The following is a 20,531-nucleotide window of genomic DNA, read 5'->3' as shown; positions in this document are numbered from 1 at the left end:
TATTTATCCGATTTCCAGATATTTTTCATTGCCCTGCAACCAGTGCACCGCTTCTTGCAGAGCTATTTGGAAACTGTCCGGTTTACGGGTATTACATTCCCACCAGATTAAAACCCGCCAGCCCTGTGCCATTAATTTTTCTACGTTTTTCTTATCACGCGCCTGATTTCCAGTAATTTTTTCCTGCCAGAATTCTGTCCGCGTTTTTGGTAATTTAAATAGAGGACAATTATGGGCATGCCAGAAACAGCCATGAATCTGGATAACAGCATTATAGCGGGGCAGTACCAAATCAGGCTTACCCGGCAGTTTTTTATCATGCAGGCGGTAGCGGAAACCCATTCCATGCAAGGCTTTGCGGATAAGCATTTCAGGTCTGGTATTACTATTTTTTATTCCTGCCATCATCCGTGAACGGGTCTGGCTGTCTACAATATCAGTCATCAGAAATTTTCCCATCCTTAACTACCAAAACAATATGATTACCTGTGAAAAGCAGTCAAATACTTATTCTGGAAATATAGAATTTTTTATTAATAATCGCTGTTAGATATAGGTATTCAGGTGTGATCTGGTTTTATGGATTTGTGAGTTCAGAAAGCAGTATTTTTTGTCTGGTACTAAACAGGTCAATAATTTTCAGGGGGCAGGCATATAGGCAGGTTATGGGTAGAAACTGATCATCCAGATATGATAGTCCTTCCTGTCTTGAACGCATCCGGATCTGTCTGAATGCTGGCTTATGTCCCGGAAAGATAAATATATTCTTCATTTGATATTTCTCTTTCTTGGAGCATACATTTTCTAATGCTTTTGCGTAAAAGAGCTGCTTAACAATATCGCCCCAGCCTGGGGAATTGCCTACGTTAGTTGCAGTATAGTATTTTGCATCAATAACAGTTAGGCACTTATTTTCTGGATCCTTAAGTACGATATCGGTACGCATGCCGGCAGCATTTTCGACATGTCCATCTTCATGAATATATACCGGAATAGGAAGCTGGCTGTTGATATTGATAATGCCATGAAGTACCTGACCGAGCATATACTCCCAAGCATGATGAAAACGTGTTAGTCCCGCGATAAAATGACTGGGATTGGAACCGTGTTGTGCCTCAAGGTACTTTATAAGCTGTCGTAGCAATAGAATGTCACGTTCTGAATAAGTGAGGGAAAGTTCCTGCCGTAGAAGTGCTAACTGGTATTTCTGATTGCCAGCTGGCTGAGGCACATTGTTTAACTCGGCCTCAAGCAAAGGTACATATTCATTAATAATCCATCCATATTTTTTAGCAGTCTGTCTGATGATAGCTGCATGAATTCTTGAGACCTCTGTATTGGATAAATACCGAGAGTGCCGCCCATGCAGATTAAGATAGACAGGATTGTTGTTATGGTCAGGGTAGGGAAGATTTTTATTGATGGTTTTTGGCCAGTCTATCCTGCCTGAATTTGTGGTGTTTAAAGTCTGCCGGCGACTGTATAGGCCATTATTTCTATAATCATCCAGAAGGGAAATGATGAGTCCAAGCTGGGTTAGTCCCTGTCTTCCTTCGCCTTCATCAGTGGTTTTAATGGCTGTACTGGAACTTCTGCCGTAACGGTCAATAGTCTGCATCAGACGTGAAGCAAGCTGCTGTTTACGCCCTAATGTTGCCCCTGTCATAGTGGATGAGCGAGGCAAAAAAATATTTAAGTTATGTTCATGAATGACTAGGCCGCAAAAAGAAACCCTTTGCTCACTGTCATTTGTGACCAGTCCGGCGGAGGTAATGTATGTTCGTAAATTTTCCGGTAACGCCGTAACGGCCATGCGGTCATTATAAAAATAAAACTCACTCATTATTTTCCAGAGCCTACTCTATAGGGGTATCTGCTTCTGACAAAGGTTTTAGGAGTTCAGTTAGATTTTCAGAAAGTATGGATTCCCCTTTTTCATAAGCAGTGACCAGCGCGCCATAAGTACGTATATCGTTATTAAATATTAGATTATTTCTACCGTGCCTTAACACATCATCCCATAAATACATAAACAGCTTGCCAGTTAATGTCTTCCTCATTTTTTCCGGTTCAGCCAATTCGGAATTGCTGATAAACCATGGTCCCAGATGTCTATCTTCCGGTATGGAGTTTTCTGAAAGTATCGCGTTTATAGCCTGAGCAAAATCTTTCCATTCAACATGGGCCAGTATTCCACCAATGTTCAGCTCTAATGAGCCGGTGGCAGAATTACTAAAATCCAGTTTCTTATATTCAAACTGCCAGCGGCGTTTAAAAGCCGTATCTAGCGGCATGACTGCCTGATCACTACTATTCATCGTGGCATAGATTGATAGGTTGGCAGGTATTTTTAATTTTCCATTTTCAGGAAAATCATTTACATATTCTTTTAAATAAACCAGCAGATCAGGATCTGCAACATTAAAAGAATAGGTACTTTCTCCGCGCTCATTTCTATCCAGCAATTGAAAAATATCTCCAAAGACAGCAGCAGCTGGTGCCCTGTTTAATTCTTCAATCACCAGAAAAAAGTGATTTTCCCGATCGTTCCACGCCCTGATGATAGCTTCCGTAAATGGACCAGCCTTAAAACTATACCGGATATCATTTCCATTCATAGAGGGCTTGAGGCATCCAACAAAATCACTGTACTGGGTATCAGGATGAAAAACTGTACGAATGGCATTCAAATCATTTGTTCGCTGATCAATTGCGTAGCTTTTCCCAGTACCAGGAGCGCCGTAGAAAATGATGTTTTCCCCAATCTGTAGGAGACTGGAAATTCTGTTTTCTGACTGCTCGGAAGGTATCTGTGCTTTTAAGAATTTAATAGCTGATCTTAAATTATCTTTCGTCAGGGGCATTATTTTCTCAGAGTATGCTTCACCTGTATTATTGGTAAGATACAAAATTTTATTTATGACGGTAAAGAGCGGCAGGGTCTGCACGGTAGACAGGGTTTTTATTGCAGGATCTGTTAAATATTTTGGAAACAGATTTCTCCATTTACTTTCAACGTACTCTTCGTTGCCTTCAAAGGCTTCAAAATTTTTCCCTATATCAACTAAAGTTTTTTTTAAAGAAATAAGGGAAATATCAAAATACTTGGCATCTCCCCGTTGTCCTGTATTGGAAAAACGAATAGTTGGAGCAGCAGGCAGATATTCAAAATCCATTTTTGTATTTAAATTATTAGCCATATCTGCAAGTTGATTCATAGTAGCCGCAGTCACGAAAATCTTGCTCCTTACCTAATTATATATTGACGTTTCAAGTAAAATAATGCTTAATATCCGGGTCAAAAACCGGATAAGTTGCTGTTATGAAATACATTGAATTTATAGCTGATAAGGCATCTTATATTAAAACAAAACGTAAGAATATGGGATTAAGCTTAAAAGATTTTGCCATGCTTCTTGACATGAAGGAGAATGGCGAGCGCACCATAAGAGGCTGGGAGTCCGGCGAGCATGTTCCTACCAAAAACAAGTGGGAACAGATTCTCAGAATGACTGACAATGCGCCTTTTAAGGCTGATGAACAGCAAGAGCCTCTATTTCGCTTTATTGACTTGTTTGCAGGGATTGGTGGAATCAGATTACCATTTCAGCAACTCGGTGGCCGCTGCGTGTTTACTTCAGAGTGGGACAAGTTTGCCCAGAAAACATATGCTGCTAATTTTGGTGAAATGCCGGCAGGGGATATTACGCAAATTTCTGCAAGCAGCATACCTGAGCATGATGTGCTACTTGCAGGTTTTCCCTGCCAGACTTTCTCACAGGCAGGTCTAAAAAAAGGTTTCAATGATGCGCGTGGTACGATGTTCTTTGAAATTCAGCGCATTCTTGCCGAAAAGAAGCCTAAAGCTTTTCTACTGGAAAATGTAAAGCAACTGAGGGGTCATGATAAAGGCAGAACCCTTAAAACCATTCTGGATATTTTGCGGGGTGAAACTCAACAGGATATCTCTCAGGATATACCCATGAGTGAGGAAGCTCGGCATGCTTTATCAGCAAGATTAAATTACTGGGTAGATTATAAAGTTTTACGGGCAGCAGACTTTGGTGCTCCCCAGAATCGTGAAAGGATTTTTATTGTCGGTTTTGACAAGGACTTTTATGGTGAGGATGTAGATTTCGATCAGTTGTTTGAGTGGCCTATACCATCAGGTATACCTACAAGAGTAGGTGATATTCTTGAAGATCGTGAGCAAATACAAACCCGAGGAGATTTTTATACCATTTCTGACAAACTGTGGGACGGTCATCAGCGTAGAAAGGATCAGCATAAGGAAAAAGGAAATGGTTTTGGTTATACGCTTTATAATAGTGAAAGTGCATATACCAATACTCTAAGTGCACGCTACTACAAGGATGGGTCAGAAATACTGATTGATCAGTCAGAGCATGGTTTAAATCCCCGTAAACTGACGCCCCGTGAATGTGCACGACTACAGGGCTTTCCAGAAAATTATATCATTGATGCGGTTTCTCAGGGACAGATATATAAGCAATTTGGAAATTCTGTCTGCATGAATGTGATTAGGGCAGTAGCAGAAAAAATGGTCCATACAATGAATAGAGCTCAGCAGAAGCCGTGATGTTATTATACTTTAACATTTTTGGCTTTATTATGCTAAATTTGGAAAGTTATTAAAAACTAAATATCTGGTAGTTAGTATTATGTATGAGAGTTATACACGGCAAGCTTTACCCTCAAAAGAATATAAAGAATTATTAGGAAGTGCTCTTTGTGTATTCAATTCTAATAATAGCTTTATTAGACCCCTTTCATAAATCATTTTTTACTCAGCTCCAAGTTATAAATTCCAGCGATTAAATTGAATCTCAAACCAAGCCTTTTACCTCTATTTCGATAACGCTCAGCAAGGATTTTGAAGGTTTTCAGGCTGCCAAATACATGCTCAATTCCGATTCTTCTTTTATTAATTTCCTGATTATAGATTTTCAATTCAGGATCCAATTTACAGTGTCTTTTGGCTTTTAATGGCAACAGGCTATTGGGATACAACACATAAATCCCCTGATAGCCTTTATCTGCAAGGATAAAAGCCCCAAAAGGAATCTGGTTTAAATTGCGTTTGAACAACTCGAAATCATGCACTGCACCGCGACTGGTACATAAACTCAGAATTTGCTGAGTTTTGTAGTGAATCATGGCCTGTACTTTAAAGGTATGGGTCTTTTTCTTGCCGCTATAGCGACTCGATTGTTTTTTTAGGCCTTTGGATTGGAATTTCCGTGGCATCCACGATCACAACATTCCAGTCGATGCCTTCGCCCTCGGGTAAATCTTTGGGTAAATTAAACAGATTGGACCGAATCAGGCAGTCTTCAACATGACGGACAATGCTTGAGGCTGTGGGCTCTGAAACCCCGTAACTCGTCGCAACGTGAAATAAGGTTCGATACTCGCGCCAATAGCTCAGACAGCGCAGAACTTGGTCTTCGAGGCTTAGCTTGGGTGGTCTGCCTTTGGCACAGACATGCTTCTGCAATTGCTCAACCATTAAATAAAAGGTTGACCATGAGATGCCTGTGTATCGCTTGAACTGAGGATCAGAAAGCTTGTTTGAATCGATGTATTTCATCCGCAGATTATGCACGAATGCCAAGAAATCCGGAGTGCAAATATTAACCAAAAAGAAGATCGTTTTTTGATTTATGAAAGAGATCTATTTTGGAGAAAAAATAAAAAGCCAATGTTCCCATCAGCTTTTCATTCATGATCTATACAACCATTAATCCTGCCAAATCCAGCGCCCGCTGCTTAATCACTGCACCATTACCAAACCATGCGGATTCCAGCCGGTGATCGGTACTTTTAGCTCGCCGTTCATGATCCACAAACTCGGTGACGCTGTTGAGCAGGCCATAAGCTGTTCCCTTGGCAGACTCCAGCATGGCACCGCGGCCATGCCCTTCAAACAATGACTTGCACTTGGTCATGGCGCGCTCGTTAAAGCTGCTGCTGATCGGCGCTGTCTTGTCATTAAACACCTGCCATAGGTAACGGTCTACCTCAGCATTCTTGACCTTGCGGTTAGATAGCTGGTTTAACTGGTAGATATATTCATCCCAGGCAGAGATGGAGATACCTAGCTGTTGCTTAACGCTTTGTGCATCAAACCGGGTGTTGTGTGGCACTTTCACCATGCCCTGATTGTTAAGTGAGCTGGATGATTTGCCTAGTGCTTTGCCCTGCCGCAGTGCAATCGCCAGCGTGTTATTACACACCACACGAATGGACGTGAACTGAGCCGTGGTTGCCATGGAGCCATCACAGGCGGTAGCCAAGAGGATATAGCCATTAGATACATCCTTACCCTTGATGGATGCCGATTGTCCAGTGCGTGCTAGTGCCCACAACTTCTTGCCACCTTTTAATACGCCAGCGGTTTCCAGCTCAAAGTCCGCTTTCTCGGTTAACTCCCGGTAGAACTCCAGAATCTCGCGGGGCTGTACCACCTGATAGCGCTGACTCACTACTGATAACGGTGCCTGATTGTCAGAACGGTAGAGTACCTGTTGCTCATCAAAGGACAGCAGGATATCGCACTTGGGATGTTTGCCAGTGTGAAAGGAAGCTTTAGGATCACTACCATCCAAATTAGGCAACTGGGTCAAGTAATGGACGGGGGATGCTTCTATTGTCCAATTCATACCCGCTTGCCGTGCCCAGACTTCAATCGGTTGCCTTGGGGTCAACTGGTTGCCAAGGCCATGCCAGGGGGTTTGACCGACAAAAGCCATTGAATCAATTAAATGTGCCATGATGATATCCTTAAGAATAGAAATGCAAAACAGCACAGGCCATAGCAGTGATTGCCATGGCCTGTGCTGTTAGTGCGAGATTAAAAAATGATGAAATATTGTGACGTGAAGAAAGCGGTCAATTAATACAAGTTCACGCATCCCCTAGATGATATATAGCTGTAAAAAACTGCAATTAAGGGATTTTCTGGAAAGTTCGCTTTTGTAAATTGATAAGCATATAGCTGAAACATTTTGTCCTGTCCTAACAAGGCGCTATGCTGCTATCGCAACTTGCTGGAAAATCTCATGAAAAATTGACGTACATGCTATCCTCATTGAGCAATCAGTAGCATTCGCTACATTGATATATACCTCTATTACCTATCCAGGTAGATAAAATCAATAAACTAAAATTCAGGAGCTTTTAATGGATATTCCCAACTTGGGTACAGTGATCAAAGAACCACAGTTTGGCCATTATCAAAGTCAGCCTGTTTATATCCCGATGCTGGAGCAATCGTGTTATTTTGATATTGAGGGTTATGAGACAACTGCTGATCAGGAAAGCTATCACACAGCCATTGCTAATTTTTTAAATGCCTCACCTGAAATACTTAAAGCGGCACAGCCCTACATTTTTCAGTATTACCAAGTCATGAACTCATTCTGGGAACCCGGTGATGAAGAATATATAGAGATTCATTCACCTGACCAGATATGGAACCATATTGAACTTGGTGATGAAGCTGCTGTATCAAGACGTACGGAGAATGATCAAGATGTCTATATCACCTTATCCTGCGAATGCGATTGGGAACCTGAGCATGGCTTAATGATTGTCTTTAAAAATGGTAGCCAGGTATGCAAGGTTGGTGCCTATGACGGCCATGTCACTAACTCAGATGCTTATGCAGATGACGCCCTGGAGAATGTGATCTATTACACGACTTTAGGGTAAACCACCCTTATTGGTTTAATCGCTATAAAACAATTGGCTTAACCTGTTTAATGCCATTGACTAAGCCACTGCCCAACATTATGCTTTTTGGGCTGGCCTACATTGCCAGACGGTTTTAGCAGACCGAGTTCATCTAGCGCGTAATCCTTTGGCTTATGCCTGTGTATTACGTGTGCCTTTCTCGCCCCCCTCTGCGGTGGAACGGGAGGGGGACGCGTTCGCGCGTGCTGGTTCCTAGATGACCAGTCTGCTAACCCCTTTTCGTTCTGCCACCCATCATTTAGCAGTGATCTGGCAGGACTTCTAATCTCATCTAGGAGTCAGTCATGACTATATTGAATCATCCCTGCGGTTTTATCCCCATCCTAAAAATACATTCGCTATTGCAAGCCAGTTCGGCCTAGTCCGTTCTTAATTTTGGTTTAAGCCAATCCAATAATCACGTATGACCAGCACTATGGCCCTGCACAGGCTGACCTGTCTGTAAGTTCTAGGCCTGTCGTTGCTGTGTGCCAATACACATCAATTCCTGTACGCCGCTAGATTCATAGCAGGCCAGAACAGGATGGGGAAATAACATGAAAACAATGATGATCGCTTTATTGACTGGATTGATGGCGGCCTTTGCCCTGTCTGGCTGTGGCGGCAGTTCAGCACCGGTTGAAGTGCAAATTGACCAGGAGGTTAATCCACTTAATCCCGATGGTTCCAAGCCATGGTATCCCGAATACCTGACCTATGTGCATATCCGCGCCATTGAGGATTCCGTCAAAGTCACCGATGCCAGCATTAATCGGGGCAACTGTAAGGTCAGCCACTGGTTTAGCCATCCTGATCCGTTGCCGTATGGCCAGGAAATCAAGGGCCAGCTCAGCTGTGACCAGGATAATGTCAAGGAAGTGAGTGTGACCACCGATCAGGACACCTATACCTTTAATTTTTAATAAAGCCTAACACTGACCCAGGATGGGCAGACCCAGCAGCATGGCAAGGCAGCAGGTAATCAGCAAACAATGAACAGGATAACGGGGATATCAACATGAAAGGCAAGATACTGGATTTTTCCATACAGACCAGCACCGGCATTATTTCCGGTAATGACAACAAGCGCTATTCATTTAATGGTAGTGAATGGAAGGAACAGGCATTACCCATACGCGGGATGGAAGTGGACTTTGATATTGATGCACTAGGCCATGCCACCGGCATTTATATCATGGCAGCAGAATCAGCGAGCACGGCAACAGTTAGCCCGAGCATCGCACAGCCTGCTGTAAGCCCGGCAGTATCCGCACCAGCAGCACCTGGCCTGGCTGCTGCATCGACGCTTAGTGGAGCAGCAGCAGGGACAGCCACATCAGCACACCCGGCCAGCAATATTTGGGAGCAGCTGTTTAGTCCACCGAAGAATAAAACCGAAGAGCAGTACAGCCCCATGGACTGGTATCAAAAGTGCATCTGGAATTATGTCAACTTCAAGGGACGGGCACGCCGCAAGGAATTCTGGTTTTTTAGCCTGGCCTATACGGTAATCATTGTGCTGGGCAGTATTGTGGCTGGGCCGGACAGTGTCTTTGTCAACCTGTTCACCCTGCTGCTCTTATTACCCTCCTTAGCGGTATCTGCAAGACGGTTACATGATACGGGCCGTTCCGGCTGGTGGACACTGCTGGGCTTGATTCCAGTGCTGGGTATCCTGGTGTTGGCATTCTGGTGGGCGCAGGAAGGTGAGATGGAAGCTAACCAGTACGGCTCACCGGTTAAATAACTTAATGATCAAAATAGGATAGCCGTTGCAAATGTTTAGTTATGCGCGCAACGGCTATTAATACTGCCGGTCACTCATTATTAACTCACCCCGTTAAATTGATCAGATCATGAAACTATCTATTCCGGTGCTCTTGAGCACCCTGATCCTGTTGTCTGCTTGCTCTGATGTCCGGGAGGCCAAGCTTAACTATGATTACCGCACTGAATGCATGGGTAGCTATACCGTGCGTTGCACTGACGTAAAAATCAGATTGATGATCCTGCAAGCCCAGACACAAAAAGCTGAGCTGGTTGCTCACGAGGCAGAGGCTGCAAGGGAAATTGGCCAGGCTAACTATAGACAGATGCTAACCCTGTTTGACCAGAAAATTGAGCATCTGAAAAAAGAGCGACCCAATATCCTGCTGCGCTGGTTTAGAGGTGAAGATGAATATCCCTTTGAAGTAGATGATGGCTGGCGTATTAATGCCAAAATCGCTGCCTTGGGAGAGCGTGCTTTACGCCCGGCACAGCCACCTGCAATTCAACCACAGTCAAATGATATTGATCAGATGACATCGACAGATAATACGGCACTCATGCAGGATCAGTTGAAAGCTGCCCTTACTGGGCCATTACAAACTGCCGATCAGGTGAATGCAGAAACCATGCCTGGTCATGAATAGCATCTAATAGCTATCTTGCCGAATATGCACATCAGGCAAGATACCGTTTCAGGAAGCAACTGTATGCCCTCAAGAAAACTTGTACGGTACTTGAACGGTTAAGTTTAACCTATTGTATTAGATGTTTTTTATAAATATAGGTTCTGGTTAAAGCTGTAGATAAAATTACACGTTTATATCATCACCACTTGAACGGTAGTTGTACGGAGTTCGACTTTATGAGGGTTGTACGCGCAACCGGTACTTCTGTTTTGGGCTATTGGGTTTATCAGGATTGGTTCGTTCAATCCATCCGGCCTCTAAAGCTGGCTGCAAATAGTTTTGCATAAATGTAGGCCGGTGAGATAAGCCGATGAGGTTCATTAATTCTTTAGTACTGTATTCGGCTGGTCCCATGGCCTTAACCAAAGCTTTTGCTTCATGACGAAGTGATGGTGTGACATTTGGTTCTACTGGACTTTGCTTGGCTGATACATCCCCGAATTTTCTACTGTCTGCTTTAGCAGAATGAGCAGTTGCCTGTTCCTGGTGGTTATAGCAGTCACAAGTCTCCTGAAGGGTATTTAAAATAACTCCTAGCATGAACTCAACAAATGATGCAGGATCATCCGCTTTCACACTTCTGGCTAGGCTAAACTGATAATCTTTTGCCTGCTCATCAATTGCCTGTTCAATGGGTAACTGGTGAAACACAGGGCGCCAGTGTCCAAGAATGAGTTTTTGCCAGATAGGGGCAATTAGATAAATATCATCTATCCTTGCAAAAGGTTGTATCCGGTATAAATCATAATGAAAAAAGATACTCTGCAAGAGTGGTTGCTCCTGTGGATTATGCTTATTTTCAATTAAGCCTTTAATGAATCTTTTGATTTGGCCTGCACTGGGTGGATAGCATTGCTGACCTGACTGACCACTAAAGTGTAAATTTGATTCGCCTTGCCTGAATAAATCAGAATCAACTGCTATACCAGAGACTAACCTACAGGCTTCTAGAAAATCGTCAAAACAATGGGGCTGCCATTGTGGTAACGCTTGCCCACCATACCCAGTGGTCATTAAGGCCTCAGTGTGAAACTCTGGCCGCTCATCATTGACCACATTCTGATTGTCATTCTTGACATGCTCAGTCAACTGACCAACCAGCTCATGAATCCGGGCAAATAAGTTGAGCGTTGTTGTTGTAAAAGAATAAGGGTGCTGATCCATGTGCTTATCTTTAAAACCTGTCAGTTGAACTTTTAAGAGGGCCTCTCAGCCTTTAATTATCTGTTATATCATAAGATTTCAAGGCTTAATAAAAAAAATAAAACATGCTCATCTAACGAAAAGGACTACCGGAATTATTCCGGTAGCCCTTAATCTGCTAGCCCACCTATCAATCAAATCATTCGATCAATAGCCAACCTGCTAAACAGATAAACCTGACGATGGGTATAGCCTCCCTAGCTGCCAGAAGGGCTAAATACATGCTGGCAGTCCTGGCAGCACAAGGTATAGCGAATATCGGTACGTGGTGGATAAGCAGGCTGGGATGCAGCAGCATTGCCAAACAGGCAGCCTAGCACCGCACCTGCAATACCACCGGCCAGTGGTGTGGCAATACTGGTTTGCCGGGCAATGGTCACCCCTAAGGTGGCAAGTCCGGCCATGCTTTTTAGCACGATGGATGAATCGCTGTAATCCGGTTGATTGATAGGCTGGGCCTGCTGAATGAGTGCCAGGTTGCTAGACTGGCAGCGTGGACAGTAAATGGTCATGGATGAATTCCTTAAGATGAAAAAAAACAGGGAATGAAGCATGAAATCTTCATGTAAATGATGTGTACCTGTGTTTTTTTGGAATCCATCCATCAAAGGGGTAAGCCTTACCTTAACTGATATGACGGTGACGCCCGCGCCGGGTCTTGTACTCATCCAGCTGGCTGGTGCCAAAAACCCGGCCATTTCTGATCCGGTCATACTGATATCGGTCAGCGCGTAAATCATGGATAAACGCATGAGCTGCCTTAAAGTGTTCAGCCTCTAAAGTCCGGGCAATCTCAAGCCGTGGATCAGGCTTGGCCAGGTATAGGGCAACCTGTTTAAAAATCTTACGCTTATCCTGGTCATTCCATTTGACCTCACCAATCCCGCAGAACCGGTAAGCCTGCTTGTTGGCATTGCAATTATAGGCTGTACCATTACCATGGGTAATGGCATTGTTCCAGTAATCGCAGATTAGCCTGCCATGGGTGACATCTTCCCTGACCCGGTTGGCATTGAGCAGAATCAGCATATGCAGGTGATAGCCTTTTTCCTGTCCATATTCAATACGCCAGATACAACCCAGGAATGCCTTGCCCTCCCGGTCATGGCGTTCCCGCAGGTAACGGATCAGCTTATCCCGGTCATGGCCAATCTTTAGGAAGGATGGGTACTGCCCTATGCGATAACCAAAATCCAGCCGCAATACCATCACCCGGCCATGTTGGGTAAACAGGTGGTTAATAAAGGAGGTAATGCCTTTTTCCTGGTCAGCATATTTTTCATTGGCCCGGTAGCTACGCTTTCGGATTTCCGGCCTTTGCAGGTTATGGCGGATATCTTCTACACACTGGTTTAAATCCTGTTGAGCGGCAGTGCCTTGCAGTAAATCAAACCCGTCTTCGAGGTAAGGACTCACACAATCAATAAAACTCCTGATCAGCACAGAAAAGCTGGCATGCGGATACAGGATTTCAAGGCTGGGCACCCGTTTAATTAACCGCAGAAACTCTTGCTGTAGTTCCAGCCGTTCAGGCTCAGTCACTTCATCCAGATACTGCACCGGGCCAAATAGCGGGTAAGCATAATTTTTAAGCCTGTTCACCAGCTGTTCAATGGCGAACAGGTCACTAAACAGTTCATGGAAAAATGGTTGACTGATGGACGGTAACTCATCCTCGGGAAAATATTCATTGGGAAAATAATGATTCATGGGTAACCTCATCACCTCCTGCTGTCAGAGGAATGACCAGGCATGTGCTTGCATTGACACCATTGTGTCGGTACTTGGGCTTAAACTCAGGACGAACAGGTTGACTACCGCAGCACCCTGTCGGGTGCAGTATCAAAGTTGTTCTCTGGTTTTAATAATATAAGAACCGTAATGTAGGGCTGGCCCAAGCATGCTGATTAGCGTCAGGGCATGGCTTACGCCAAGGGTATGCAAAGCCTTGGTATCAAAGGCTTACACTATGCGTCAAATGCTTCTGGTCAGGTGATTTCTGATAGCAGGAATGGCTAAAAATGGATGTTGAGTTAAGCGGAATAAATAATAAAAAAAGAACTTAAAAAGACTGGCTAGCCAACCACACTACACTGGCTGATCCAGGCCAGTATTTCAGCCTCATGCCAGCCGACTGCGGCATTACTGGATGTGCCGAGTTTGACCTGTTTGGGAAAATGAGGGTCATGGCGTTTTGACTTGGGATCAAGCCGGTCATAGATGGCTGAGCGGGACAGGCCGGTCAGCGCTGTCACCTGCTTTAAGCGCAGGATACGATTGGATGCTATAGGCGGGGTAGCCATAGTAGGATGGTTAGTAATAGCAGCAGTAGAAGCAGGTGCATTAAATGGCTGGTTGCTGTGACAGGTAGTCATGTTGATCTCCAAGTGATAGGTGGCGGGTTCCACATATCAATGGGCAGGTCTGTATAAAATTACCTGGGACTATTTTAGCTTATTCACTTTATCCTTAAAGAATAATTTGTGGGAGGTATCAAGTTTAAAAAAATGTGAAGGCCGCGTGAAATAATCGATTGCGCGATTAAGAGCTGGATCGTCAAACCAGTTAGCCTGATAAAGCGTTGGTATTAATGAAAACCGATAAGAGCCACTTTGTTCATTACAATGGTAGGCAAAACCTAAGTTATGCATAGTTGTACTACGCCACACTATATCTATCTGATCAACAGCATGTTTTTCTTGTTCTTGTGTCAATGGTTCAGATAGAAAAAGCATAACGTGGAAATGCATTCCTTTGTATTGATGATAGTCACAGATTGCCATATAGCCTACTAATGAGCGCGATAAAAAATCCAAATTTCTGTGTTCTCCACTCTTAATTATTGATATCAATTTATATAGTTCAGGAGTGCGCTGATTCACCAACTCATCAGCCCCTGGATAGGGGGTATAGTTCTTTGGGTACTCGCCTATTTTAGGTAAAACGTATAGCAAATCAAATCTCAATACACTTAAAGTTGGAAATATAGTAAATAATTTTCTCAAATATTTTAAAATTGACTTCCGCCTTTGTTCTGGCTTTGATTCAAAACCATTTCTTGATCGTTTAAATTCTGGTTTTTGATAATATATGGCCATTGAGTTTATTTTTTTGACTAATTCAATATTGATATTTTCTATCTCTTCTTTTGTATTGGAGCGTTGATGGATAATTTTGAAGCATTCTCTTAATATAGGTTGAATATTCTGTGCTAATTTTAGATAAGGGTTCATTAGGTTGTTGTGGCCTAGCCATCCTATATGACCATCACCTATAGCAGACATATAACCTATATTTAATTTCATCAATCTCAATACTATCTTTAGGTGTGGTGTTAATCCGGAAGAGTAGCCTTTTGATTTTTTCTCAATTTCAATTGCGGTATAATTTGCCCGTTGTATAAGCTTTTTTGTATAGAAAATCAAAGCACAGAAATTTTCCATTAGTTTTTCTGGACAAAGCTCTGTCGCCTTATAGTAATTATTCGTCCTATTCACCTCGCGGTTACCCATATTGATACCATCTTTTTCTATGGATGGGTTTTTTCCCTTTGGTTCATCAGAAGGATAAATCAGTATTGGGACCACTACTTCAGAAAGTAATTTAGCGTCTTTTTTGTGCATGATAAACGCAGTATAAGAATGGAAATGGTAAAATTTAACATGATTTAGCTAAATAGGGTATGTTTTGTTTTAATTATCTGATGATTAGGAAGCCTACCTGAAAGCGTGACGAGTAACGCTAGTATTTACACATTTGGTTACAAAATGAATTTATAATAAGTTGACATCATTTGACGTGGAATTAAGGTTGAATGATCTAGCTTGGAATAGTTGAAAAATGACATTTGTAGAAAATCTGAGCCGTGACTTTGTAGAACCCGTAGCCTCCCCAAAGCATGATGCAACTGGGGCTACACGGCAAACAAAACGCCGTGAGAAATTGAAAGCAGAAGGTAAAGTTAGTATCAGCGGTTATATAAGTAGCGAAAGCAAGGTTTTTCTAAATTTACTGTTAATGCACCGAAAAGACATGGAAAGAGCTGAATATATTGAGCTATTAATTGAACGCGAATTTAAAAGAAAATTTCAGCCTATATATCAGAAAATAATTCGTACTATTGAGGAGTCTGGATACAATAATCTAGAAGAAAAAACTGGAATAAACCAGGAGATTTTGAAAAAATTAAATGAAATAAATGCAGCACAAACCGTGAAGATTAATAGAAAACATAAAAAATCAGTTCACCAAACAGATCAGCCAGGGATTAATGAAAAGTTTGATGAAATGCAATTTTAAAGTATTAACTAATCTTTTACCTTTGGTTTTTTTAAATAACTAAGTATAGTTATTTAATATATTTTCGCTCATTTAAATAATTTATTTGAATATGAATCTGGAAGATTTACGTCTTTAGCTAAATAAAAATTTATATTTTAATTAGCATAGCCGGCTATTTAAATAATCCTTATGAAATAGTTATAGTTGTACTTTGAACTGGATATCTGGCTATCAAAACAGGCTGGCTTGTATCAAGCTTTGCATTCCAGCCTGCTTTTTAAAGGGGTAAATATTTATCCAGCCTTCAGCTCATCCAGATAATCAGCCCAAGCCTGCATCATTGCTTTACGTTGATCAAGAAACCGGGTGCGGTTATAAGCACCACCCAGCGCATCAGGCACCCGGTGAGCTAACTGGTGCTCAATCACATCACGATCCATACCCAGTCGTTCATGCAGTATGGTTCTGGCCATTGCCCTGAATCCATGACCTGTCATTTCAGTCTTGGTGTCGTATTTCATGCGTCGTAAAGCGGCATTAATGGCAGCATCGCTCATAGGACGTTTTGGGTCACGGCCACCAATAAAAACGTACTCATGGCTACCTGTGAGTTGATGCAATTGCTTCAAAATGCATAAAGCCTGCCTTGATAAACTGACAATATGGTCTTGCTTGGTCTTAGTGACAAAATAGCGCCATTCAGCCCGCTCAAAATCAATTTCTGACCATTTGGCCTGCCGTAATTCACCTGGGCGTACAAAGAACAGGGCAGCAAGCTGTAAAGCACACTTAACGACGAATGTGCCATTAAACCCGTCAATTGTCTTCAATAAAGTACCAACATCACCTGGTTCGGTAATCGCAGCAAAATGTTTTTTACTGCGCTTGGTGAGTACACTGCGTAATGCACTTGAAGGATCATTAACATTAGTACCGATTGCAATGCCATAGCGAAAAATCTGCCCACATTCCTCCAATGCCCGGTATGCCGTATCAACAGAGCGATCTTCAATACGGCGGATCACTTCAAGCAGTTGCGGTGCGCTAATCTCTGCAATATTCTTTTCACCCAGATAGGGCAATAAATCAACTTCAAGGCGACGCTTAACCTTATTGGCAGTACTGGTTGCCCAGGCAGACTGTTTTTTGCCATACCACTCTAAAGCAACATGCTGAAAGCTGTTTAACCCGGCATCTTCCTTTTGCTGAATTTTTTTCAGGGCATTAGGATCAATCCCTTTTTTCAATAGCCTTCGCGCATCCTCTTTTTTCTCTCTGGCTTCGGCAAGTGATACTTCAGGGTAGGTGCCAATGCCATAAGACTTCTGTTTGCCTTCAAAACGGTAGGCCATATACCAGGATTTACGGCCAGTGCTGAACACATGAAGTTGTAAACCCTGGATATCACTATATTTGTCAGGGGATTTCTGAGTGGTAGGCGGGATTGGTAATTTTTTAATTTTGGCATCAGTGAGCATCTTGGCATCCTCAAATCATAAGGGTTATGAGTGATTTGGCTGATTTGTTGGTATGGATTTTTAAATACCATCATATACCAACAGATCTACCAACAAAATGCCTAGATTCCAATGGATCATATCGGATTAGCTTGGACAACAAAAAGCCTTGGAGCTATATGCTTCAAGGCTTTTCGGACGATTTTGGACTTCTTTGAATCTAAATATGGTGGAGATAAGCGGGATCGAACCGCTGACCTCTACAATGCCATTGTAGCGCTCTACCAACTGAGCTATATCCCCATGGGTTGCAGATGTTAAGCAGTCAGCGTCATCCTGTCAATCATTAAGTTGGATTGGCGTCATCATCTGCTGGATTTTTCAGCAGTTGCAGACTTTCATTAAGTTTTTGCCAGGCTTTGGTTTCATTCTTACTCACGCCACCCAGCACTTCCAGCGCTGCACGCAGGCGGGCATAGGTGAGGTCAGCGCCCAGAATCACCATCGACTCCATCACTGGGGTACTGCTGGTTGAACCGGCAATCGCCACAAAAAATGCTGGCATAAAATCACGCAGCTTGATGCCCATTTGCTCTGCCAGCGTCATCAGGGTTTGGCTTACGGTGTCCTTATTCCAGCTGATCAGTGCTTCCAGACGCCATACGGCCAGTTGCAGACTCTGACGGACTTGTTCTTCACTTAGCTTCTTGCTGGCAAAAGCGTCAGGCCCAACTTTGGGGACACGGTTAAAGAAAAACCCAGCCCAGTCAATTGCATCAGACAGGGTGTTAATACGTGGCTGGATTGCCGCAGCAATTTGTTCGAGTTTTTCCCGGTTGCCACGCCATGCCAGAATTTTGTCCAGTAACTGTCCCGGTGTTAGACCTTTAATCCATTGCCCATTCAGCCAGTTAAGTTTTTCCACATCAAAAATTGGCCCACCCAAAGACACCCGTTTAATGTCAAAATTGGCAATCATGTCATTTAAGTCAAACAGTTCACGCTCATCCGGCATCGACCAGCCCATGCGTCCCAGATAGTTCAGCAAGGCTTCGGGCAAAATGCCGATATCGCGGTAATAAGTAATGCTGGTTGGATTCTTGCGTTTCGATAATTTGGATTTGTCGGGATTGCGTAGCAGCGGCATGTGGCACAGTACTGGCATTTCCCAGCCAAAATACTGATACAGCAATTGATGTTTGGGTGCGGATGGAATCCATTCTTCGCCACGAATCACATGAGTAATCTGCATCAGGTGGTCATCCACCACATTGGCCAGATGGTAAGTGGGCATGCCATCGGTCTTTAGCAAAATCTGCATGTCCACCTGTTCCCACGGAATTTCAATCGTGCCGCGTAGCATGTCATCAATCTGGCAAGTGCCATTTTGCGGGATTTTCATACGGATCACATGCGGTTCACCAGAAGCCAGACGTTGTTGAACTTCCTGTTCGGACAGTTTTAAGCCGCGTCCATCATATTTTGGCGTTTCGCCGCGTGCTTGTTGTTCAGCGCGCATTTGATCAAGTTCTTCACTACTGGCAAAGCAATAAAAGGCATGGTCTTTTGCCACCAGGTCTTCAGCATATTGCCGATAAATGTCCATGCGCTCGCTTTGGCGATAGGGCGCATGTGGCCCACCAATATCCGGCCCCTCGGCCCAGCTTAAGCCCAGCCAGCGCAGTGAATCCAGAATCATTTTTTCAGACTCAGGCGTAGAGCGGGTCTGGTCGGTGTCTTCAATCCTTAAAATGAATTCACCGCCATGTTGTCTGGCAAAGCACAGGTTAAACAGCGCAATATAAGCAGTCCCAACATGAGGGAAACCAGTTGGCGAGGGCGCAATACGGGTACGAACAGTCATAGGTCTTGGCATGCAAAATTTCTAGATTGGATCGATTATAGCGGAAAATTTACGGTAACGTCCCGCTATTCATGCGCTGGCCGCTGCTGGCAGATTTAGCAAAATATAAGATAAGAAAACATATTTTAATTATTTTTCAGGGCAAAGGTTTTTGCGTAATCTTGCCAGCATAAACAATATTCAAGGTAATAACTGATGCGCAAGCGGGGGATAAGAAAAACTGTGGTGGCCGTGCTGATCGCTACGGGCGTTATGAGCACTGCTTTTGCAGAAACCAAATTTTTAAATGTGTCATATGATCCAACGCGTGAGTTTTATCAGGAATATAATAAATCATTTGCGACGTTCTGGAAAAATAAGACAGGTCAGGACGTTGATTTTCAGCAATCACATGGTGGCTCAGGCAAACAGGCCCGTGCCGTGATTGATGGCTTGCAGGCTGATGTGGTGACACTGGCTCTAGCCAATGATATTGATGAAATCAGTAATGCTGGATTGATTGATAAAAACTGGCAAAAAGAGTTTCCAAGCAACTCCGCACCTTATACCTCAACCGTAGTGTTTCTAGTGCGTAAGGGTAATCCTAAAAACATTAGGGACTGGAATGATTTAACCAAGCCCGGTGTGGAAATTATTACCCCTAACCCAAAAACCGGAGGCGCACCGCGCTGGATTTATCTGGCGGCTTGGGGTTATGCACTCAAGCAGCCTGGTGGTAATGATGCCAAGGCACGCGAGCTGGTTAAGCAGTTATATCACAATGTCAAAGTGCTGGATTCAGGATCACGTGGTTCGCTCACCACGTTTGCCGAGCGTGGTATTGGTGATGTGTTGCTGTCCTGGGAAAACGAAGCACTGCTGGCCACCAAGGGTGGCCTGGACAAAGACCAGTTTGAGATTGTTTATCCGTCTGTTTCCATTTTGGCAGAACCATCTGTGGCAATTGTTGATAAAAATGTTGACAAGGATGGTAACCGCAATCTGGCCAAAGGCTATTTAAACTATCTGTATTCGCCTGTAGGGCAGGGGCTAGCCGCCAAATATTTTTTCCGGCCACGTGACCGACAAGTACAAGCCAAGTATGCAGCACAGTTTCCCAAAATTAAGCTATTTACCATTGGTGATGTATTTGGGGGCTGGCATAAGGCCCAGCAAACCCATTTTGTCAATGGTGCTATTTTCGATCAGTTATATGAGACACGATAAGTCGAGCACCGCTCGACCGTGTCGCAAGAAATGAGAAACACTGTTTCGCAAGAATGATTTTTTAGCGCGATAAGTTCTTGTGCAGTAGTACTGCTCATGCTTTACCGCGCTGTAAGACCTTGAGCCATATATGTCTCATAAGCTCGAGTAGACATGATGGGTTCCGACATAGTGGTATTGGCTTACCTGACCGTGCTACCACCAGATAAAAACAATGCTTAAGAGTGACTTTATGAAGTCTTTGCCTAGTATTGTTTCAAAAGCTCCTATGCTGCCGGTTTGTTGCATGTATTTTGCGTTGAATAAGCC

The 20,531-nt window shown here is 43.4% G+C and carries 20 protein-coding genes and 1 tRNA gene; 7 read left to right on the top strand and 14 right to left on the bottom strand.

The features are described 5' to 3' along the window. Positions 1 to 3: 3 nt before the first annotated feature. The 3 genes from Q337_RS0110780 to Q337_RS0110770 form a co-directional block, all read right to left on the bottom strand. Positions 4 to 444: a very short patch repair endonuclease gene (locus tag Q337_RS0110780; RefSeq protein WP_026471603.1), complete on the bottom strand. Its 441-nt coding sequence runs from the start codon at positions 442 to 444 to the stop codon at positions 4 to 6. A gap of 133 nt (positions 445 to 577) precedes the next feature. Beyond that, positions 578 to 1,843 (bottom strand): LlaJI family restriction endonuclease, encoded by a 1,266-nt coding sequence (locus tag Q337_RS0110775; protein WP_026471602.1) that lies wholly within the window; start codon positions 1,841 to 1,843, stop codon positions 578 to 580. A 13-nt stretch (positions 1,844 to 1,856) separates the two neighbouring features. Next, positions 1,857 to 3,233 carry an McrB family protein gene (locus Q337_RS0110770; protein WP_228133117.1) on the bottom strand — a complete coding sequence of 459 codons (1,377 nt, stop codon included), beginning with the start codon at positions 3,231 to 3,233 and terminating at the stop codon, positions 1,857 to 1,859. Between the two features lie 89 nt (positions 3,234 to 3,322). Here Q337_RS0110770 and dcm point away from each other — a divergent pair, with 89 nt between their 5' ends. Continuing rightward, positions 3,323 to 4,600 (top strand): DNA (cytosine-5-)-methyltransferase, encoded by a 1,278-nt coding sequence (dcm, locus tag Q337_RS0110765; protein ID WP_026471600.1) that lies wholly within the window; start codon positions 3,323 to 3,325, stop codon positions 4,598 to 4,600. A gap of 197 nt (positions 4,601 to 4,797) precedes the next feature. Here the strand turns inward: dcm and Q337_RS19105 are convergent, their stop codons facing one another. The 3 genes from Q337_RS19105 to Q337_RS0110750 all read right to left on the bottom strand — a co-directional run bounded on the left by Q337_RS19105 (position 4,798) and on the right by Q337_RS0110750 (position 6,794). Further along, positions 4,798 to 5,268, bottom strand: coding sequence for an IS5/IS1182 family transposase (locus tag Q337_RS19105; protein ID WP_026471599.1), 471 nt, complete (start codon positions 5,266 to 5,268; stop codon positions 4,798 to 4,800). Then, entirely contained in the window at positions 5,216 to 5,611 is a 396-nt protein-coding gene (locus Q337_RS19100; RefSeq protein ID WP_084494797.1) for a transposase family protein, read from the bottom strand. Before Q337_RS19100 ends, Q337_RS19105 begins: the two co-directional genes overlap by 53 nt. Positions 5,612 to 5,750: 139 nt before the next feature. Further along, positions 5,751 to 6,794 (bottom strand): DUF932 domain-containing protein, encoded by a 1,044-nt coding sequence (locus tag Q337_RS0110750; RefSeq protein WP_026471597.1) that lies wholly within the window; start codon positions 6,792 to 6,794, stop codon positions 5,751 to 5,753. A gap of 409 nt (positions 6,795 to 7,203) precedes the next feature. Between Q337_RS0110750 and Q337_RS0110745 the strand changes: the two genes are divergently transcribed. The 4 genes from Q337_RS0110745 (at position 7,204) to Q337_RS0110730 (ending at position 10,169) form a co-directional block, all read left to right on the top strand. Beyond that, the gene (locus Q337_RS0110745) at positions 7,204 to 7,734 is read left to right on the top strand and encodes a DUF6985 domain-containing protein (protein ID WP_026471596.1); all 531 of its coding nucleotides are present in this window, start codon (positions 7,204 to 7,206) and stop codon (positions 7,732 to 7,734) included. A gap of 578 nt (positions 7,735 to 8,312) precedes the next feature. Further along, positions 8,313 to 8,678: a hypothetical protein gene (locus Q337_RS0110740; protein ID WP_026471595.1), complete on the top strand. Its 366-nt coding sequence runs from the start codon at positions 8,313 to 8,315 to the stop codon at positions 8,676 to 8,678. Between the two features lie 95 nt (positions 8,679 to 8,773). Then, positions 8,774 to 9,502, top strand: a complete 729-nt coding sequence (locus tag Q337_RS0110735; protein WP_026471594.1) for a DUF805 domain-containing protein — start codon at positions 8,774 to 8,776, stop codon at positions 9,500 to 9,502. 109 nt (positions 9,503 to 9,611) lie between these two features. Then, complete coding sequence (locus Q337_RS0110730; protein WP_026471593.1) at positions 9,612 to 10,169, top strand: hypothetical protein; 558 nt, start codon at positions 9,612 to 9,614, stop codon at positions 10,167 to 10,169. A gap of 216 nt (positions 10,170 to 10,385) precedes the next feature. On the opposite strand, the gene Q337_RS0110725 is transcribed toward Q337_RS0110730, so the two are convergent. The 5 genes from Q337_RS0110725 to Q337_RS0110700 all read right to left on the bottom strand — a co-directional run bounded on the left by Q337_RS0110725 (position 10,386) and on the right by Q337_RS0110700 (position 15,037). Further along, positions 10,386 to 11,375 carry a Fic family protein gene (locus Q337_RS0110725; RefSeq protein WP_026471592.1) on the bottom strand — a complete coding sequence of 330 codons (990 nt, stop codon included), beginning with the start codon at positions 11,373 to 11,375 and terminating at the stop codon, positions 10,386 to 10,388. A gap of 236 nt (positions 11,376 to 11,611) precedes the next feature. Beyond that, positions 11,612 to 11,926, bottom strand: a complete 315-nt coding sequence (locus Q337_RS17485) for a hypothetical protein (protein ID WP_051526795.1) — start codon at positions 11,924 to 11,926, stop codon at positions 11,612 to 11,614. A 112-nt stretch (positions 11,927 to 12,038) separates the two neighbouring features. Beyond that, positions 12,039 to 13,124 carry a YagK/YfjJ domain-containing protein gene (locus Q337_RS0110715; RefSeq protein ID WP_026471591.1) on the bottom strand — a complete coding sequence of 362 codons (1,086 nt, stop codon included), beginning with the start codon at positions 13,122 to 13,124 and terminating at the stop codon, positions 12,039 to 12,041. Between the two features lie 365 nt (positions 13,125 to 13,489). Further along, positions 13,490 to 13,789: a helix-turn-helix transcriptional regulator gene (locus tag Q337_RS0110705; RefSeq protein WP_407636769.1), complete on the bottom strand. Its 300-nt coding sequence runs from the start codon at positions 13,787 to 13,789 to the stop codon at positions 13,490 to 13,492. 69 nt (positions 13,790 to 13,858) lie between these two features. Next, positions 13,859 to 15,037, bottom strand: a complete 1,179-nt coding sequence (locus Q337_RS0110700) for a hypothetical protein (protein WP_026471589.1) — start codon at positions 15,035 to 15,037, stop codon at positions 13,859 to 13,861. A 217-nt stretch (positions 15,038 to 15,254) separates the two neighbouring features. Between Q337_RS0110700 and Q337_RS0110695 the strand changes: the two genes are divergently transcribed. Then, entirely contained in the window at positions 15,255 to 15,713 is a 459-nt protein-coding gene (locus Q337_RS0110695) for a hypothetical protein (RefSeq protein ID WP_026471588.1), read from the top strand. Between the two features lie 275 nt (positions 15,714 to 15,988). Here the strand turns inward: Q337_RS0110695 and Q337_RS0110690 are convergent, their stop codons facing one another. The 3 genes from Q337_RS0110690 to gltX form a co-directional block, all read right to left on the bottom strand. Continuing rightward, the gene (locus tag Q337_RS0110690) at positions 15,989 to 17,173 is read right to left on the bottom strand and encodes a tyrosine-type recombinase/integrase (RefSeq protein WP_026471587.1); all 1,185 of its coding nucleotides are present in this window, start codon (positions 17,171 to 17,173) and stop codon (positions 15,989 to 15,991) included. A gap of 206 nt (positions 17,174 to 17,379) precedes the next feature. Further along, positions 17,380 to 17,455, bottom strand: a tRNA-Ala gene (locus Q337_RS0110685). 43 nt (positions 17,456 to 17,498) lie between these two features. Next, positions 17,499 to 19,016: a glutamate--tRNA ligase gene (gltX, locus tag Q337_RS0110680; RefSeq protein ID WP_026471586.1), complete on the bottom strand. Its 1,518-nt coding sequence runs from the start codon at positions 19,014 to 19,016 to the stop codon at positions 17,499 to 17,501. A gap of 195 nt (positions 19,017 to 19,211) precedes the next feature. Here gltX and Q337_RS0110675 point away from each other — a divergent pair, with 195 nt between their 5' ends. Further along, positions 19,212 to 20,222: a sulfate ABC transporter substrate-binding protein gene (locus Q337_RS0110675; protein ID WP_034279910.1), complete on the top strand. Its 1,011-nt coding sequence runs from the start codon at positions 19,212 to 19,214 to the stop codon at positions 20,220 to 20,222. Positions 20,223 to 20,531: the final 309 nt, after the last annotated feature.

The organism is Alkanindiges illinoisensis DSM 15370 (assembly GCF_000619845.1).
GTDB lineage: Bacteria > Pseudomonadota > Gammaproteobacteria > Pseudomonadales > Moraxellaceae > Alkanindiges > Alkanindiges illinoisensis.
This window is presented reverse-complemented; position numbering and strand designations above follow the sequence as displayed.